The 17,981-nt window shown below is 39.4% G+C and carries 15 protein-coding genes; 2 read left to right on the top strand and 13 right to left on the bottom strand.

What is annotated here, in order from left to right; all coding sequences use genetic code 11:
- Positions 1–7 precede the first annotated feature (7 nt).
- The 13 genes from EKG38_RS10755 to EKG38_RS10690 form a co-directional block, all read right to left on the bottom strand.
- Positions 8–1,321, bottom strand: coding sequence for a transglycosylase SLT domain-containing protein (locus EKG38_RS10755; protein ID WP_126520268.1), 1,314 nt, complete (start codon positions 1,319–1,321; stop codon positions 8–10).
- A 9-nt stretch (positions 1,322–1,330) separates the two neighbouring features.
- Entirely contained in the window at positions 1,331–2,089 is a 759-nt protein-coding gene (locus tag EKG38_RS10750; RefSeq protein ID WP_126520267.1) for an ETEC_3214 domain-containing protein, read from the bottom strand.
- A 62-nt stretch (positions 2,090–2,151) separates the two neighbouring features.
- Positions 2,152–2,685 (bottom strand): hypothetical protein, encoded by a 534-nt coding sequence (locus EKG38_RS10745; protein WP_126520266.1) that lies wholly within the window; start codon positions 2,683–2,685, stop codon positions 2,152–2,154.
- Positions 2,686–3,215: 530 nt separating this feature from the next.
- Positions 3,216–3,725: an LPP20 family lipoprotein gene (locus EKG38_RS10735; RefSeq protein WP_126520265.1), complete on the bottom strand. Its 510-nt coding sequence runs from the start codon at positions 3,723–3,725 to the stop codon at positions 3,216–3,218.
- A gap of 42 nt (positions 3,726–3,767) precedes the next feature.
- On the bottom strand, positions 3,768–6,107 hold the full coding sequence (locus EKG38_RS10730; protein WP_126520264.1) for a caspase family protein: 2,340 nt from the start codon (positions 6,105–6,107) through the stop codon (positions 3,768–3,770).
- Between the two features lie 16 nt (positions 6,108–6,123).
- Positions 6,124–7,158 (bottom strand): hypothetical protein, encoded by a 1,035-nt coding sequence (locus EKG38_RS10725; protein WP_126520263.1) that lies wholly within the window; start codon positions 7,156–7,158, stop codon positions 6,124–6,126.
- Between the two features lie 107 nt (positions 7,159–7,265).
- Complete coding sequence (locus EKG38_RS10720; RefSeq protein ID WP_126520262.1) at positions 7,266–7,829, bottom strand: hypothetical protein; 564 nt, start codon at positions 7,827–7,829, stop codon at positions 7,266–7,268.
- Positions 7,830–8,090: 261 nt separating this feature from the next.
- Positions 8,091–11,678, bottom strand: coding sequence for a PKD domain-containing protein (locus EKG38_RS10715; protein ID WP_126520261.1), 3,588 nt, complete (start codon positions 11,676–11,678; stop codon positions 8,091–8,093).
- A 441-nt stretch (positions 11,679–12,119) separates the two neighbouring features.
- Positions 12,120–13,253, bottom strand: a complete 1,134-nt coding sequence (locus tag EKG38_RS10710; protein WP_126520260.1) for a serine/threonine protein kinase — start codon at positions 13,251–13,253, stop codon at positions 12,120–12,122.
- Complete coding sequence (locus EKG38_RS10705) at positions 13,250–13,837, bottom strand: ECF-type sigma factor (RefSeq protein ID WP_185826836.1); 588 nt, start codon at positions 13,835–13,837, stop codon at positions 13,250–13,252. The genes EKG38_RS10710 and EKG38_RS10705 overlap by 4 nt, the downstream gene beginning before the upstream one ends.
- Before the next feature lie 92 nt (positions 13,838–13,929).
- Positions 13,930–14,604, bottom strand: a complete 675-nt coding sequence (locus EKG38_RS10700; RefSeq protein ID WP_126520258.1) for a metallophosphoesterase — start codon at positions 14,602–14,604, stop codon at positions 13,930–13,932.
- A gap of 58 nt (positions 14,605–14,662) precedes the next feature.
- Positions 14,663–15,253 carry a hypothetical protein gene (locus EKG38_RS10695; RefSeq protein ID WP_126520257.1) on the bottom strand — a complete coding sequence of 197 codons (591 nt, stop codon included), beginning with the start codon at positions 15,251–15,253 and terminating at the stop codon, positions 14,663–14,665.
- A gap of 56 nt (positions 15,254–15,309) precedes the next feature.
- Positions 15,310–15,636, bottom strand: coding sequence for a hypothetical protein (locus EKG38_RS10690; protein WP_126520256.1), 327 nt, complete (start codon positions 15,634–15,636; stop codon positions 15,310–15,312).
- A 135-nt stretch (positions 15,637–15,771) separates the two neighbouring features.
- Between EKG38_RS10690 and EKG38_RS10685 the strand changes: the two genes are divergently transcribed.
- Positions 15,772–16,362: a hypothetical protein gene (locus EKG38_RS10685; RefSeq protein ID WP_126520255.1), complete on the top strand. Its 591-nt coding sequence runs from the start codon at positions 15,772–15,774 to the stop codon at positions 16,360–16,362.
- Positions 16,363–16,594: 232 nt separating this feature from the next.
- A complete protein-coding gene (locus EKG38_RS10680; protein WP_126520254.1) occupies positions 16,595–17,722 on the top strand; it encodes an OmpH family outer membrane protein in 1,128 nt (375 codons plus the stop codon).
- Positions 17,723–17,981 lie beyond the last annotated feature (259 nt).

Genomic DNA, 17,981 nt, shown 5'->3' with positions numbered 1-17,981 from the left:
CAAGCCTCTAAATAAAATGTTTTGTGGGGGCTAACTGCTGATATTTATCACGAGCACTAAGGACTTTTTTGAGATAATTTTGTGTTTCTGCATAAGGCAACTCTTTTAGTAGTATGGCCAACACTTGTTCGGGAGACATTTGATTAATTGCTGTAGCAGCTCGATTGAAATTTTTTGTACCTGTAAATGCCTTGGCGACATTACCAGCCCCGGTGTTATATGCCGCAATAGCACAATAGAGCTTACTCTCTGGCGATGTCACCTTACTTAAATAAGAGTAATACAAGATGTTCAAGTAATTGGCACCATAAACAATATTGATTTCAGGTTTATATAGCTCGCCCTCGCTGGGTGAGCCCAATTTCCTGTGGAGTCGGTGATATACATCGGCACCAGCAGAGTGTCGGACAATCTGCATCAATCCGTGAGCTGGTACATCGGAACGGGACAGCGGATTATAGTTGGATTCGGTTTCCATAATAGCCAAGATCAGTGCATCACTTAATTTTTGCTGTTTTGCATAGTGCTGGATATTCGCAAGGTAGGGTTGTGCCGCTCGCCAGTAAGACATTTGGAACGGTACCTTTCGGGCCGTAGTGCTTTTGCTACGAGGGTTGGCGATTCTTTCCTGTTGGAGCTTAACGTATCGTGCTTTTTGTTGCTCCATTTCCTTGATGGTTGATTGCTGGCGTGTTAGTAGTGTGCCTGCCTCGCTCAAACCTGAGTCGGCAACGATAGCGTACTCATTTTTGGCTTTTTTCAGGTTTCGTTCAACATCATCCACCACGCTTTGAATTGCTTCAATTTCTGAGACTGGCGTTGAATTATTAACCAAGTCGTTTGCAAGGCTATCCACTTTCTCAGGTTCAAGCCCGAGGCTTTCAGCAACGGTGAGCTCTGGCCCAGCGTTTTCAGAACCCATTTGATCTGACAATTCACTTTTCATTGCTTTAATAAAGAACGCCTTTAGATCCGCTTCATCTCGTGACTCCCTCTCTTTGAGCAAGGAAACTGTGATAGCTTGGTTATCGTGGTCAACAACAAGTTTGGCGCTTTGATCTTGTGAGTAAATCACAAGCTTGCTGGAACTATTTACTTCTGCAAATCCCCAACGCTTTTCAAGTTCAGCTCGATATGCCGCGAACTTAATTTGAGTATTTTCCTGATGAGCTAGCCAGGCATCCTGTTGCTGGCGAACATACAGCTGAAATGCAGGCTCCTGCATCATGGCTTCAAATTGTGTTTCCGTGTTAGTCTGTTCTTCAGCTGTGGCACAAAAAATGCCGATTGCAAGTAAACTCGCCAGTAATATTTTATTCATCCTTGCTTCCTACTTCAGGTATTCGTATTCTGCACGTGTCAGTAAAGAATCAGCCATCTGTTCTGCGTCTACTTCGCCGAGCGCAAATAAGTTGGGGGCAGATTCGGAGCGGGCACGCTCAAAAAGCTCCACAGTTTTTGAATTCATGGCGGATTCCTGCTCTGCAGGTGCTGAAGAGGTGATGAGCTGTTTGATTGCAGAATCGTTATTTTGTTCTGTCGAAGCACCATAGCCCACCCAGCCCAAATAACGCTTCAAGAGCATTGCATTACGTGGGAGCTGCTCTTGCTCCATGTAATATGCCAGATTGAAGCTATCCATCATATAGGTGTCGGGCACGCGCACAATATCCTTGATGCTTGCCTGTAATAAGCTGTGATTAGAGAAGGGGATTTCAGGTTTGAAAGAGTCGTTCAGGCTCAGTACCCAATAGCCTGACAGGCGTCCACCATTGTAAATCAAACCCAAAGTGAATTTGCTTGAAAAGTAGTAATTGTACTCAAGCAGCCCCCCCTTTGAGGAATGTTTAACTAGTTTGGCATTCCCCAAAACACTTTTAGCGAAGTGTTTGCTGATTCCTATATCTATTCGATTTATTTTTTTATAATCAACCCAGTGGGTCATAGTTGAACTGAGCCCCTCATATGCGGATATTGCGAAGTCCTTACTATCATTGAACTGTCCCATACCGATAAGTAATGATACAAGAAGAAACCACGAGGACTTCGTCCTAGCAATAAAATTACTTTTGAAAGATTCTGTTGTCACCAGTTAACCTACCTTGTAGTACTGGGGCGATAAACCCCATTAATCCTTTAATTATGTATGCATCACTGCGCTATTTTTTGTTCTGCTTGAGCGAGGGTAAACCCGGTAATCAGGGCTTCTTGGGAGGTGGGGTCGAGTACCTTTTTCTTAAGAGCGTCTTCATAGTGGTCTTTATCCATTGAAACCAATACGCAAAGTTGCTTTTTTCCATTACTCACCCCCTCTGCGACCTCAATCGTATTCGCCCCGGAAATAAGCTGCTGGACATGAGAAATCGTTTGAGACATAAAAATGTTACTTTCGGTGTTATTGCTGGTCTTGATGATATCTTTGACCCGTTTTTCAACAGTGATACCGATTTTTGAAGCTAACGATGCAATAGCACGGGTTTCTGCTTTTGCCTTGGCGGTCGCGATATTACCAGTATTATTAACACAAGACGCGGCAGCAATACCGTTCTCGGCAACGGGTTTAAGGTACCAGGAAGGAAGGTTATTAGTTGATATGCCCGAGTCGCTTTCATCAGCTGTTGTGCTACAACCTGAAAGAGTAAGGGTCGCAAGAGCTACCGCGGCGCTTAGATAAACATTCTTCATTATACATCTCCTTTGCATATTCATTTCCATCAACACTACAACAATACTGCTTATGCATTTGAAAAACAACATAAAAATATGTTTTACGCCGATAATCTTACATCTCATCCAAGGCGAGAGTCGCGCAGAGCCAAAGAGTGCCTAACAAATACTTGGCTATCAATTTCTTCGCGGTATTGGACCCCCTCCCAGCCTTCACGCCGCCTTTCCCCCGTAAACGTCCAGAGCAATACATTCCATTTGTAATCAGAATCCTCTTGCATTTCTCAGTACTGAACGACTGTAAAAATTTTAGCCGCAGCCCCCCCGCATAAGACAATGACTCGACATCAACCATAATGCCCTTAATTGGCTTATAACCGCGCTCGGTAACCAGTTTTACGGCTTCGATTTTGAATTCATCGTGGTAGCGTTTTCCGCGAATGTAACACTCCATATTTTTGATTCATTATAACTCTATGAAGTATCGAGTGTTCTAGGGGCTTACCAAACCTTGATTCCATTTCATATAACAGCTACCCATAAATAATTTATAATTTCTGTCTAGCTTGCTCAAGGTTAAATCCAGAAATTAGTGATTTTTGACTCATTGGATCCAATACTCCTTTTTTCACAGCATTTTCAAAATATGCTGTTTCTATTACTACCAATACGCACAACTGATCACCTTCAGCGAGTTTAATCGCTTCAACTTTTTCAATCCTTGCTCCAGAAACTGACTGTCTAACATAGGTGACAGTCTCAGATTTGAACTTTTCCATTTCCACATCATTACTTGTGTTGATAGTCGATTCAACAGTATTCTCTACAGAAGTCTCAATTTGGGAAGCTAAAGCAGCTATCGCTAGAGCTTGAGCTTTCGTTTTAGATATAGACAGATTTCCATTAAATTTGACACATTCAGCAGCTGCAACTCCGTTTTCAGCATGGGGATTCGTATACCATTCAGGTACACTTGATTCATTGGTTCGATCAGGTGAATTTGTGACAGAACAAGCTGAAATGAACGTAAAAACAAAAATCACTAATAATTTTTTCATAACCTTCTCCTTTTTATACCATTGATCTTATTCAGTTAATAACTAAAGACGTATTAAACCATTTCCCTGAAGAGACGGCTCCTGCTTTTTTACCCCACCAAGTAATTTAGATTCTTTAACAACATTAGTTCTTACTACATCAAATAAATCATTGACAGTTCCTTCCTGAGTCAGAATATATTTCATCACATAATATGAAAAAAGCCTGTTACCTCTCTCATAAAATGCATTGGAAAACTGATCTTTTCTACCCGCTGTAATGACAACCATTTTTTTCTCATTAAATTCCACTCTTTTTGGAACAAGTCGAGAAGCTGCAACGTCAGGTAAAAGCGGCATACCATCTGTCATACCGCTAAAGCAACTGTCAACAAAGACAATTACTTGTGATGCCTTAGAATTTGACAATTTTGAATATAGACTCTTTAGCATTAAACCATCATCTTCGGAAACAAAACTTGGAAATGAATCAGATGGTAATATGTAAGGCTCTGAATCTTGAGTAGGATTTGGAATGCCGTGACCATTATAATAAAAGTATATCGTATCTCCCTTCTTAACTTTATCAAGAATTAGTCCAATACTGCCTTTTATAGCCCCTGCCGTCGCATCCTCATCAAAAAGCGTTAATGTATTTTGCTCTGTTACACCAAACTTACTTTGAACTACTTTTTTAAAAAGGCTTGCACTACGTTTAGCAAAGATAATATCTTGAGCATTATCATAACGTTCAATACCAACCACAATAAGCCACTTATTAGTTTGCTTCCTTACTCGTTCTGAGATCTTGAGAAGTTCAGGTATATCATCAACAAAATTGACTTCACTTGAATTTAAAACACTCCCTCTGATATATGTTCTTAAATTGACGGATTTCGCATCAACAAGGTTAGCACTTTGTAGACCAGCCAACACAACTTCGTCTGGCTTGTCAGATATTAACTGTTCCATGTTCCATTCAAGCTTTCTTGGTGTTACTTTGAAATATACTGAGTTGTTTTTATAAGTTTCATCGGTTACAACAGCATTATACCTCTCTCCTAACACGAACAGATTAATATTATTAAGAGATATTTCATTTGGATTACTTATCCCGAAATCAAGCCTAACATTTGCGATAGATGGACTTTCAAAAATATTTTTAGCCACATCCCTTGGAACTAAGGATCTTATACTTTCAGAATAATCTGAGCCAGTAGATTTAATTACCCCATACAACATTGAATTATCGGCATCATAGCTCAAATTATCTAAATATGTATTTCCGACAACATTACGAAATGCGTAAATAACCTGTTCCTTTAATCGTTCGATATCAAACGATTGATTTTCCTTTATTCTTAGCCGGCTGACACGCACAATATCCCCTGCAGCCTTCTTAATAAACTCATTATCGATAGTTACAATTTTATTTCTTTCATCCACCTGATATTTGAATGCTTTTTTGACCTGTTCAACATGAATATTTCTTACCTCAAGAGCATCTGATGCTCGCAACTTAAATTCATCAGTGGTTTCAAAACGCTCCTTTTTCAGTTCTGGCAATGGTAGCAATTTTGGTTTTTTGATCTCTGGTATTGTATAAGAATGGGGGAATGAAATCGGGATTAGGCTATCTTGCAAACTTTCTATATAGGAGTCTCTATTACTAACAACCTCTTTAATATACCCCTCAGAAAAGTCACCAACTTTATTTGAAAGTGAAAATTGGTCAATGTAAAAGGTGCTATTTATAACTTCAGAACCAATAGCTGTGACTTGTTTTGGCACTTCGAATTTTTCATTATTTCCTGATACAGCAACATCTTTTAGGAGACCTTTGAAACTTAGATTTATTGAAATTTCATCAGGGTATCCTAACTCCATCAAAGTAATTGATGCCGAACCACTCGAGTCCAATGGAATAGATTGCAGGACGTTTTTCCCATCCTTAAAATCAATTACAATCTCACCAGGTCGAAACTTTAATTTATCTGTAATACTTTTCCCTTTCTCTATTCGTGTAAATTCATTTTCTTTGGTAGACTGACAATCATAAACCCAACAAGCATCAGATGGACCATCATCCGTTGCTAATGCAACTAAACCAATACCGGCTGTAGTAACGCCCCACAAAGTCAAGCCAAACGCACTTAATGCATTAAAGTCATTCTGAATTACAGTACTATAGCCTTTTGTTTTCAAATACTCTTGATATATCCCTGTCATTTCAGGAGTTAATGTAAAAACTCCATTTAATATCTGAGTAGAATAATTATCTACTTCAATTTTTAACGGTATCGGACTAAGAGGCAAGGGGGTTGTTGAAACTATATCCTCTCCAGAGGATTGATATGCACAACCACTTAAAGCAATTACACATGTAATAGTAATATTTTTCATATTAGTTCCAAGACCGTTAATTCGATTGTCTAACTTTATTCTTAACTATAGATGAACTAACATCACAACCCGATAGTTCATCCAGTACAAATGACAACATCGCCTTATTATCAATGATCAAATAGTCTGTATCTATTTGATCCAAGAATGCAAATTGACTTGGTTTGTCACATATGCTTGCAATAGTCATCTCTACATTGTAACCTCTATCACTATCAATATTAAGCGACATTCCTTCATACAAAGAAAGATCTGGATATACCCAGTATTCATTATGCATCAAAACTTTATTTTCAATTAAACTCTGTACATCACCAGAATTTGTAATTTGATATAAAGAGAAAAAACCTTCCCTATTAGTTTTTATTTCGAAGTTATAAAAATCACTTTCTAACAACACTCGCTTAGACGGTTTAATCACCACCATCTCATTGCTATATTCAACAAACAGAGCCATAAACTCTGATTCCGTTAGGGGGTAATTTTTTTTATTAACTGAAAAATACCATTTTTTGTTTTTTGAAAAAACATTAGATTTTGGATTGCAACCTAGATGTCTTTTTAAACTTTTATATAAAGGACTTTGATGAATAAAGATAGCATTGTCTTCACATTCGAATTGATTGTCATTAGCAATTTTTTCTGCTAGTGATAACTGCGAATAGGAATATGCAACAAAAAATGTATTGCCAACAAATTCGTATTTGATCAGTTTTGTATCATTAAGAGATGCAACAGATAATATTTCGCCTTTAAAATCGCTCTTAGAATACTCTTCATCCTGCAGAGTTGAATACATGTATGAACCAGCAGAGTTAACATCGGTATAGATTGACCTTGAAATCTCTATAAATGCTTGGTCAGAAGCGGACTCTTTTGAAGCACCATGTCCGTAACCAATCAACTCTTGCTCATCGATTGCTAGTGTTCTTCCTGTATACCAGTCAGGATGTTTTTCGACAGTCGTACACCCCTGAACGAAAGACATAAAAACCGCTACAATAAATTTCCCAAACAATTTACTACATATAAATGGCTTACCAAATTCCATGTTATTCATCCATAATAACTTAAATAAAGCCTTGTAAGGCACAAAAATATACTGCACTTTCAGTGGAATGTGAACCTTTAGATCGTAAACTGTGATCTAAATTTGTTTCAAATTTGTGTTATTGCTTTTTCATTATACTGGCAGGTGTTGTAGGGGATTACCACACCCTCGGTAAGATTCAAATAGTTTTCGTCATTCATTATTTCCAACTCGGACTGAACAAAGCTTTTATCAAGCGAAATCGAGAACAGCCCAGAAACGGCCTTATACAAATCCGAATTAACTTGAATATTTTTACCCTCTTCAACCTCTTGTAAACAGTGACGAATTTCCTCAACTAGCTTTTCGATTTGAATTGTATCATCAACACAAGAGAACTGATTTACAGCTCGGTACCCACCAAGTTTTTTGATAATGTTTAGCGCACACCTCTCATCTTTTAGATGAATATTTTCAGCTGACAAAAAGCACAGTGATTGCGTTTGTTTTACTAAATCAAAACTAACAACTGAGCTTTCCAACTCAGTATCTCTAATTGCTAATTTAATCAACAGCAAAACAAATGGAAGTGCTACATCCGATTGTCTAAGCACGTACATGTCCACTTCCATGTCTGAACACATCACAGTTCGGTATTCAAAAAAGTTTTCAACTAATTCTTTTATAATCATAAAGCCTCAAAGGCAATTTGCTTGATAATTGGATGGGTTATAATTTCACTACCTTAAAGACCAGATGGAATATCCCTAAATATCAACAAGATACTGGGTGAGCAAAAGCCTATTAATTTAACGTGTATATCACTCTAAAGAGCAAGAGTTGATATACATATTGTGACGATCCTAAACTCTGTGAGTAACCGTTGTGCAGGAACGTTGATCAGTTAACAGTGCGCAAGCATTATGTTTGCGCACTCAACATTACTGATATTTTTAAGCGGCTAACTTACGCTTATTTGACCGCCCAGCATAGATAACGCCAGCGAAAAGTACTAACCACCCCATAGAGCCGCCTCCACTGCTGTTATCTTCCGGTTTATTTGTGTCAGGGGGCGTAACCGCAGTAGGAATATTTATAGCTTTAAAAGAGACGATAGATTTGGCTTCTAGTTCACCATCAGATACGACTAACTGAAGTTCAATTATTTCATCGCTAGACACTTCTGGTACCATAAAGCTTACCGTTGCACTGTTAGCACTTGATAAGTTAACACCAGTCCCCGATAACTGAGTCCATAGATACGTCAATGTATCACCATCTTGATCTACAGCATCAGCCGACAATGTAACTTTAGTCCCTTCATCGTAGGATCCGGCAAGTGCTCCAATGCTAACCGTAGGTGCATGATTGATTGGCACATCAATAGCCATGAAGGCAATTATTATGCTCGCTTCTAACTCACCATCTGATACTACCAACTTAAGCTCAATTGTTTCATCGCCAGACACTTCGGGGACTTCAAAGGTTACAGCTGCACTGTTAGCGCTTGAAAATGTTATACCTGTACCCGATAACTGGCTCCATTGATACGTCAACGCATCTCCATCGGGATCTATAGCTTCTGATGATATCGTAAAAACAGAACCTTCCCGGTAAGTCGCGTCTATAGAACTCGTACTAACAGTAGGCGCGTGATTAATAACTTCTGGAGCATTTTTCACCATTAAAGCGCCAGGGCCAAATTCAATAACATTCATTGGTACATCAGGATTAATAGAAACGTATGTTAAAAGTAGACAATTTTTGCCTGGGATTAACCCTACCGAATAATCATCAATATTTACTGAGCAACTTCCATCAACGGCTAGCCCAGAAAATACATTAGGTCCCACCATACCATCTGAAAATGCACTCCATTGACCTTGTGAGTCGATAACTCTATATTCTGAGTTTTCTTTGATAGGCTTATCTTCAGGAAGAGTAACCACAAGTTCTGCCATCCAATCAGATCGGGGGCCTAGATTACTGTGATAATTAACACCGATCACATCGGAGTATGGAGTGTAACCCTGCTCATCTATTGATTGATTTGGGTAAATTGACTGAAGCTGATCCCAAGTCATAACTGCGGAGTCAGTGACCCCCTGCTTTGCTTGTAATATTTTTTGTGGTATAGAGAGCGTTCTTGCAACACTAAATAATTGACCTTCTTGATATGCTTCATATATTGGTAAATTATCCAATCCTTTTAAGGTGTTGTTCGCTGAACTCAGTGGGTCGATGTAATCGACAATGCCATCACTATCCGTGTCTTTGAAGCCTTCGACTGCGTCGCTAAGTCCGTCATTATCAGTATCGTTCGTATCAAATAATTCGGGTAGCGCATCGGCAACAATTATCTCACCACTGCCGATAACCTTACCGGCAGTGCTTGTTGCTGAAGCAGTAGCCGTAATGATATTTATCGTATGTACGCCAGTCTCCACATCTGTAAGCTCTAATGCAAAGGTGTTTCGATTGATTCGAGACCAAGGTATGGTCGAGTCCAGTTTAAAATTATCAAACTCTGGCCCGTAAACATCTATTTTCACAATCGTCCCACTCAATGCTTTAGAAAGGACGGCTGTTTCAGATGTTGCGTCTTCATCAACTGAGGTCGTTGAAGCGTATGTAAGCTGAGATGACGAGTAAAAAGCTGGTGCCATCTCAGGAGCAGCTTGACTGGGGATATGTTGTCTGAAGCCCATCTTCGAAAAAGAGGCACCTTGTGAATCAATCTCTAAATTAGGATCAAACAAACCGGACAAGTCGATATCTAACATTGCCTCACCTATGATTGCAAGGCTATTATTGCTTTTTGAGCTACTGTCTTCCCCTCCTCTCAGTATCACTAAGGGCAACTTCTTTTTAATAAAATAGGCTTCATTAAAATTAAAGGAAGTGTGTTCAGTTTCACCATGTGCTTCTTTTTTTATAAGACTGGAAAAATATGACTTCCAGTCGTCTTGGCTCCATTTTGACGTTAATGTAAGGGTGCGCAGCTTGCCTTCCCCAGAAAAACTAAAATCAAAGATCTTATTGAGCCACTCTGGATCTAGATCGCCATATAAGGGGTCATTGCCGAACCCTAAATGAACATCTAAAACATCTCTATTTATTGGATAACGGCAATCATCATCGGTTGTAAGACAGGGTGCAGCATTTGATGCTAGATAGAAGTCATTGTTTGCTATGTTTTCATCCATTACCGTTAAATTAATACTGATGGATTGACCTTTTTCTGGCATAGAAACTAAGCTCGAGCTCAGTCCTATTTGACCATCTTGTATCAGTGTTTCCCCTGTTTGCATGTCAAAGTCTTCATACCTACCTCTAAGCGCTACTTCACCAACAGAAATTGACCCAACATCATCATTTATGGCATTTATTGTTTTAACAACCACATACTGTTTAAAGTTATTCCCAACAGTGCCAGAAAGTTCAAAGAACGGTCTGTCCAAAGTGATTTCCGGCTCTGTAACGATATAACTCTCGATAACATTATAATGGTGAGGTCGAAATCCATCACTCACTTGTACCAGATATCTAGAACTTACATCACCCCATGTAAGGTGAACCTTATCCGTAGATATTTCAGTGGAAATATTAGTGGCTATAGTTCTATCGGCTAACAGTTCTTTATTGCTACGAGAAAATAATGTTACATTATCTGCGGCATCGATATTTGAACTATCTTTTCCTATTGGAGCACCATTATGTAATAAATAGGGATTTGAAAATAGCGGAAGTTTTGTGCACTCAACATTACTGTCTTCGCATTCAGAAAAGACGCTCATAATGCTCATAAAGCCATTATCTAAATCGACATAGCCATAGCCGGGCCAGTAATCAACAGCCTTACTATCGTCAAACTTGTTAAATTGGTAACGGTCATGATCAGCGCCAAGCCAGTGACCCAACTCATGGGGTAAAACAGTTCCTGTCAATGAGTTGATATCTACTACACATGGGAAGAATCTTTCAAAACGAGGGGAACCATCTGTATCGTATTGGCTGTGCCAATATGCCTTTACGCATTGTCCGCCGCCTATGAAATCTGATCTCACTATGCCAATAACTGCATCGGCTAAATTTCCTAATTTAAAATCCTGATACCACTCCTGTTCTGCTAGTGCTTTTTGATCAAAAAAGAAAGGCACTTGTTGAAATTCAGTATCAGATTTTATCACCAGCCAATCGAACTGAACATCAGAGCCAGAGCTGACGAATACCTGATTAACTGAGGTCATTGCCCTATGTAGAGCAGCGACCAAGTCACCGCCATAATCAGTCTTATAATTATCTTCAGTTGCCTGATCATAGGTTAGGATGAGTTTGGGACGCTCGCGTACCAGCGGCAATGGTAAGTCTGAGCGATTTAAATCGACGACCTCTGTGCTCTTTGGGGTAGGCACTCCAAATATTTTTTGGGTGGTTGGACTCATATCTCCTGAGGGATTAACCAAATCTGATATTTGTGTGGAACACACCCCCTGAAAAGAGAGCGCCAACGAGCCGAATAGAAGTATTTCCTTATACATTTAAACCTCTTTACAATAAAAACAAGTAAAACCAATAAATTACAGCCTATCTACAATATCGAAAATGTTCAATGCAACCTATTGTTTCTTTAGTTAATAAAAGCGTCAACTGTTAACTTGATCGCTTTTCCGACAACATATATTCAAAATTTCAATTACCTGCGCTCCCTACTCATATACAAACAAAATTAACTGCCGACTTTTGGAATGTGGACTGCCCCGAGTCTTATGAACTAATTTAACCTAATCTGGACTCCGAAAAATATAGGGAAAGTTACATAATCATAACTTGGTCACTTCTTACATATTTAGCATTATTAGAGCAATATGAAAGACTAAGGGATGAGTTATAGCGATTAACTCTAGATAATGATATAGCGACGGCTAATGAGATTGCAGTGACTGAAACACTCAGAATTTACGCAATATATATGGAATATTTTAGCGAAATACTATCCATAAGGTTGTTGCAATAGAGTAAAGCAGTAACACGCAAGCAAGAAAGGTAAAAGGCTTTCGTCTTAAAAGTTTTTGCAAATGGTAAGGCGCACTTTGGGAGTATTCCTGAACAGGTAAACCTTGCCGAAAAAAATGGATACTTTGCCTAAATGATTCTGCATCGAGATAACGTTGCTGTGGTGAGCTATCCAAGGCTTTATTAATTATCGAATTAAGCTCAGGATTTTTTAGTTTATTCACCGTATCGGTTATCGCAACCTTGCCCGTGACCATATAGTGAAGTATTACTCCAAGTGAAAAAACATCTGATTGTGAGGTACAAACCTGCCCTGCCACCTGCTCAGGCGCGCTCCAGTGGCGTGTAAACGCCTGAACTGTTTGATGATAGCCATCTGTGCTATCAGTGACTTCTTGTTTATATTTTTTTGCGAGTCCTAGGTCAATCAGTACTAAGTGTCCTTGATCATTTATAATGATATTTTGCGGCTTTAAGTCACCATGATAAAGATGTTGACCATGTAGATAACTCACAGCTCGCAGTAATTGTTCAAACACATTCAGTTTTTGTTTTAGCTTGAGTTTATTATTAGCCAGCCATACATCCAGCCCTTGACCGTCAATGAAATCCATGACGATACAGGCGTTGCCTAACACCTCTGACACCCCGTATATACTGCAAACATTAGGGTGATCTAGTGTCATTAAAATAGAGGCTTCGTTATGAAAAATCTCCCTTTGCTGCTGGGAGTTAAACTTATTCGTACGTAGAATTTTAATAGCCGCTTTATGTACTCTTACATGCCCATTATCATGGTTCATTAAGCGTTGTTCGCCTTGAAAAACCAGCCCCATCCCACCAGACTCTGAAACTAACTGGGTAATAGTAAACCCCATTACTTCCTCACCAATCAATGCATCATAAGAAACAGAGGACTGATTAGAAAGTTGCTGCGATATTAACTGACTACTGGATAACGATATATCATCTATCGTCAGCATTTTTTCAAGCGCTAACACTTGTTTTGGGAATTTTTTCTTTAAGGGCAATAAGCGTTGCTGTTGATCTGTTTTACTTAAACTCGCCAACTCACTATATAGAGAAACAATATCTATCATTCAGTTAACTTTGCTCTAAGCCAAACCGTGGCAAATTTTAAGTCGTTATCGACTGTTCTTGGCGACAACCCCAGCATATCAGCCACTTGTTGATGTGACACCATGGCAAAGTTTTTAAGTTCAAACACGTCAGCTTGTCTTGGGTGGGACTGTTGAAGCAGCTCTAAAGCAGAAGATAATGAAAGGTTTTCGGTCCAATTAGGCAGTAACACCTCAGAGTCCATTAGTTGTGAATGCAAGTATTCTTGTTTCGCTTTTTGTTGATTCTCTAGTGATTGATGGGGCTTACCAAACAACAAATGCCACACTGATACGCGCACATAATCAAAAAAGTCTTGCCGGTTTTCAAAGGGCTGTTCATCGTTACGCCAGCGGTGTAATTTCACCACAGATTCATTGGCTAACTCAGTAATGGAGGCATCATGTAAAATAGTTTCATTAGGGCGGTGTTGAGAAAGGTATTTTTCTACAATCGACCGAATATCTTGATAAGCATAAGTAAGGAACTCTTCACTTTGATGCTTGTCTCTATTTTGCCAACCCACCAATAACTCAGTGGCATTGCTTAGCTCTCTTATTGACACAACAATCCCTATGTTCAACATTCATTAACAACTGAATTATCATCTACTTCAGCCTCCAATGATAGTAATTACAACACATTAAGTTCACATTACTATAAATCATTGAGGTTGATTATGGACAGTTCTTGCTTCAAGGTGAAGGTATCAATCCAATAACGGTTCCCATGACAAGTTACCCTGTCTACGGGGCTATGCCCATGTACTACATAGTCAACCTCATCAATCCCTGCGCAAGAGCGAGCATTATGTAAAGGACGACTCCATAATACATGCCAAATGTCATCATCTGACAACGTACCATTTTGCAGTCTTTTCCAGCTAGATGTTGCGGACGCATGGCTAATACCAATCGTTTTGCCATTAACATCAATAGTACGCGCTAATGGCATCGTAATTTCAATCAAGGTTTTCCAGCGTATTAACAAGTCAAAACGGTGCATATGCTGTGATAACCACTCACCACCTTTTTGTCGCAAAAAATCCCAATAACCTGGGCACTGAAAACCTAATAGAAACAGCTGTTCATGGTTCCCCATCACCGAAAAAAACCACTTTTTAGTGAGTAAATTAATACAATCAATACTGTCGTCACCTCTACTGATAAGATCTCCAGTACAAAAAAGGCGGTCAGTTTGAAAGTTAAATTCCAGTGTAATTAATTGCTCATAGAGCCGTTGTATTTGGCCATGTATATCGCCGACGATATAGTCTTTACCCACTAAATTGGCAGTATTATAAACATGCTGTTTGCGAGGTTTTAGTTGCATATCATCTGAGCCTTAAAAAAGTAGCCAGTCGTAGACTGGCTACTTGAAAAATGACGCGCTATTGAACTAATTGAGCCCACAATGCATGGTTAGTTTTGTAGCCAGGTTTAATCGTTGCAATTACCACCAACACAAGGCTTGCTAAAAACAGATAAAACCCAACATCAGCATATTTTAATCCTTCCGCCACCGCCCTTAAAATGTCTTTTGTGCTTACACTGCCAAACATTTGTGCAGCTTGAAACATATCCGCTATTTGTTGATACACGGTGTAAGTAATCGACAGTAGCAGTAGTAATAATAGCCCACGTGAAATTGACTGTTTGACCCCAAACAAGTGGCTACACAAGGCTAAAATGGCAACAATAAATAACCAAGTTGGAGTCATCTCACTCAGTGGCATACTGCTTCCCATCACCTTCATCACCGGGAAATAAGTGCTTAAAAGCATAAATGCCAAACTAAATACTGCAAACAAGTTCATCAATTTAATACTGGCAGGCTCTACTGCTAGTGCCCGTTCTTTGGTATTAGAAATCGTTGATTTAGCTTGCTCAAAGGTTTGCGATTGTTGTAAATCATGAGTTAACTGCTCAGCAGTATTTTTTGCTTCGTTGACTAAATCGAAGGTTTTTTCTTTTATTGACATATATATTCCTTTTTGATCTCTTTTGCCAAACGGCCAGGATGATGACGTATCAAATCTTATAATTGCAGGGTGTTAGCGGCTAAAAGGTCTCTATCTAATTTAATATCATCTTTTTCAGCCAATTCCATGACGTAATCAAGCTCACACTGATTCATTATTTCACTTTGTGCGGCTGTCATTTGCATAGTCTTACTATTTACTCCCGCTACTTTAAAGCAGCCATTTAGCATTTTCATTTTTGCCTCAAAATTAAGCGAGTTGTTCCAACTCTTAATCCAAGCCAGTTGATCATCTTCTGAAGAATTGCCACAACCCACTAACACCAGCGCACTTAACCCAAAAATCACGGTCGCTTTTATATTGTTTTTAAAGTTCGACTTCATCACTGCTTCCTTTTCTTATGTATACATATTCAATCAATATGCGAATAGGGTCAGCTTAAAGGAATGTTCAAAAATGATGAGTGACGTAAAATAAAATTATTTACGCAAAAAGATGAGTTAAAAAAGAGAACTGAAATGGGTTTACAAAGGAAATCGTTCATAGGACTCGGGGCTTACCATTGTACATCTGAAAGTGAGGTAATTAATAATGTATATTCATCAGCCATGCTTCAGATTGAATGTCTGAACTCGAAGGATATTAAAGGAGATCACCTTTGTATCGTAGGTTTATACGAATACAGTCATAGCGACTACAATTCAGCACTATGCGTAAACGCATCCCAGCCTATGGGGTACGAGTTTTTAAACTTGTTCGATATTAAGGATATTTACACCAGCAGGGACATGCAACACAGCTTGTTCTCAGACCTAACAAGAACGACCAGCAGAGTCGGCGAGTTTTGCCCTACTGGCTTTCAAATTGCGCAGAGAAGGTATTTAGGAGCAATCACCCCTGAAAAGGTGTTTTCAATTGATGAAAAAACAGTAGCTGAAATCTGTTTCGGGAACTACTGGCTATTACCTCTAGCTTGCTCATTTTTGAAATGCATGACGGAAGAAGCTGATCAGTTAGACAACACAATCGAAACAGCTTTGGACAAATTATGCCAAAAAGCCACAGCACTCATTCCGGAAATCAACGACATCTGGACTGAAGGGCAATAACATTGATTTTGAAATCAATATAATCTGAGCACCATTTAATGGTGCTTTTTCTTGGCCTACTTACAGGATAGTTAAAAATACTCCTCCCTGAGCATTGGACAGATCCACAAGACAACGGCATACATTTTTCGAATAAGAGGTAGCGAACTTTAGACGAGGATTTCGCCCCATTACCTCGACGGCTTCAGGTTTATTAACTCTATGTATTGATTTGTCTTTGTAGAGAGTTACCATGGAAGGATTTATTAGAAAAGGAAATCTAACCATGAACCAGAAAGGGTTTTACCTGTTCATTTTTGTGAGTGCGCTATTCGGGGCGGGCTTTATTTGGTACACACACAATTTGTACATCGCAAACGTCGGAAACCCGATTTTTCAAGAAACACTCACCAACTTCACTAGCTGGGCATTAGTAAAACTAAGGCCTCTCGGTGTTACGAGCCTGGAGCAAACAGCTATACCCAGAATGATGACCTTGGTCTTGGCATTGTTTGTCGCTATAGGAGTCGCGTGCCATTATTGGTTCAAATACTGGATTTCAAAACCAGTATTCTTAATGGGGATTTTTAATTCAGCCCTTGTTTTCATCGTCACAGCCGGAATGTGGGTCATTATTTCAGTTCTCTACTCACTTTCGCCACAGATGATCGACCAAACACTTGCCCAACAAACTTTGTTTGGTGTGCCTCAAAAAACTGAATATATTTTCCGCGCCACCGCAGGCGTGTGGGGGATATGTCTATTTTTTTGGATTGTACTGTCTGCCTTTGTACTTTTAGTTAAGGCGTGCCTGTATAGCGTTTCGAAAGTCTCTTCGATTGGCTCAACTGAAAAGAAAATGAAAACTGTAGACAAGCCAGCTGCCCCAGTAGCAAGTAGAAAGAGTAGAGTTTTTGCATATTTTAGAAACGCTAACCCATGGCACTCTTGCCACTCAGGGAAGAACATGGCTCATGAGAAGGTGAATGTGATCAAGGGGGTGATCGAAGGCGTATATCTCACCGCTTCCATCGTTATCGCAGTGACTTATCATTTTGGCGTGACCGTGATCCTCCTATTTTTTTGGGGGATAGTTAAATATGCCTACGCGAAGCAAGCGGCGGATGATAAACATCACCTCAACATGGCCAACGACCCTGAATACCGTAAAGCATATGAGCTCAAAATGTACGAACAAGAATTAAGAGATCGCGACGCAAAAGAGAGAGGACGTGAGCGCCTTAAAGCTGAGTTGAAGCAACTTGACATGGACGTGAAAAACGAAAGAGAGGCAAATTACAGAGCAATGGGCCGAAGCGGACAAAGAAGCGGGGCGGCTTATGAAAAGGAGTTACGCGAGGCTAGAATGAAGTTGTGGTAACCACATCTGAGGAAAAAGCTGAATAAAAAGAAAAATGGGAGCAATGCTCCCATTTAGTATTTGTGAATTATGCAGCCCTGAGAGTCTCATGAACCAATTTGACCGAGTTGTGTGTAACCCACGGAATTTTATGACCCTGTAGCAGATTCTGTGTAACTACCTAATTTATATGTAGTCTGCTATTCGATCTTCAAACTCGATAATAAAGCGATTTAGTGCTGGTTTCCAGTTTCTAATCGGCATCGTCCACTTCTTAGAT

Source organism: Shewanella canadensis (genome assembly GCF_003966225.1).
Lineage (GTDB): Bacteria > Pseudomonadota > Gammaproteobacteria > Enterobacterales > Shewanellaceae > Shewanella > Shewanella canadensis.
Note: the sequence above shows the minus strand (reverse complement) of the source record. Positions and strands in the feature narration are given on the sequence as shown.

Excerpts from the sequence above, each read along its gene's own strand:
- EKG38_RS10755 (WP_126520268.1), bottom strand. The coding sequence starts at position 1,321 with ATGAATAAAATATTACTGGCGAGTTTACTTGCAATCGGCATTTTTTGT.
- EKG38_RS10745 (WP_126520266.1), bottom strand. The coding sequence starts at position 2,685 with ATGAAGAATGTTTATCTAAGCGCCGCGGTAGCTCTTGCGACCCTTACT.
- EKG38_RS10735 (WP_126520265.1), bottom strand. The coding sequence starts at position 3,725 with ATGAAAAAATTATTAGTGATTTTTGTTTTTACGTTCATTTCAGCTTGT.
- EKG38_RS10730 (WP_126520264.1), bottom strand. The coding sequence starts at position 6,107 with ATGAAAAATATTACTATTACATGTGTAATTGCTTTAAGTGGTTGTGCA.
- EKG38_RS10725 (WP_126520263.1), bottom strand. The coding sequence starts at position 7,158 with ATGGAATTTGGTAAGCCATTTATATGTAGTAAATTGTTTGGGAAATTT.
- EKG38_RS10720 (WP_126520262.1), bottom strand. The coding sequence starts at position 7,829 with ATGATTATAAAAGAATTAGTTGAAAACTTTTTTGAATACCGAACTGTG.
- EKG38_RS10715 (WP_126520261.1), bottom strand. The coding sequence starts at position 11,678 with ATGTATAAGGAAATACTTCTATTCGGCTCGTTGGCGCTCTCTTTTCAG.
- EKG38_RS10710 (WP_126520260.1), bottom strand. The coding sequence starts at position 13,253 with ATGATAGATATTGTTTCTCTATATAGTGAGTTGGCGAGTTTAAGTAAA.
- EKG38_RS10700 (WP_126520258.1), bottom strand. The coding sequence starts at position 14,604 with ATGCAACTAAAACCTCGCAAACAGCATGTTTATAATACTGCCAATTTA.
- EKG38_RS10695 (WP_126520257.1), bottom strand. The coding sequence starts at position 15,253 with ATGTCAATAAAAGAAAAAACCTTCGATTTAGTCAACGAAGCAAAAAAT.
- EKG38_RS10690 (WP_126520256.1), bottom strand. The coding sequence starts at position 15,636 with ATGAAGTCGAACTTTAAAAACAATATAAAAGCGACCGTGATTTTTGGG.
- EKG38_RS10685 (WP_126520255.1), top strand. The coding sequence starts at position 15,772 with ATGGGTTTACAAAGGAAATCGTTCATAGGACTCGGGGCTTACCATTGT.
- EKG38_RS10680 (WP_126520254.1), top strand. The coding sequence starts at position 16,595 with ATGGAAGGATTTATTAGAAAAGGAAATCTAACCATGAACCAGAAAGGG.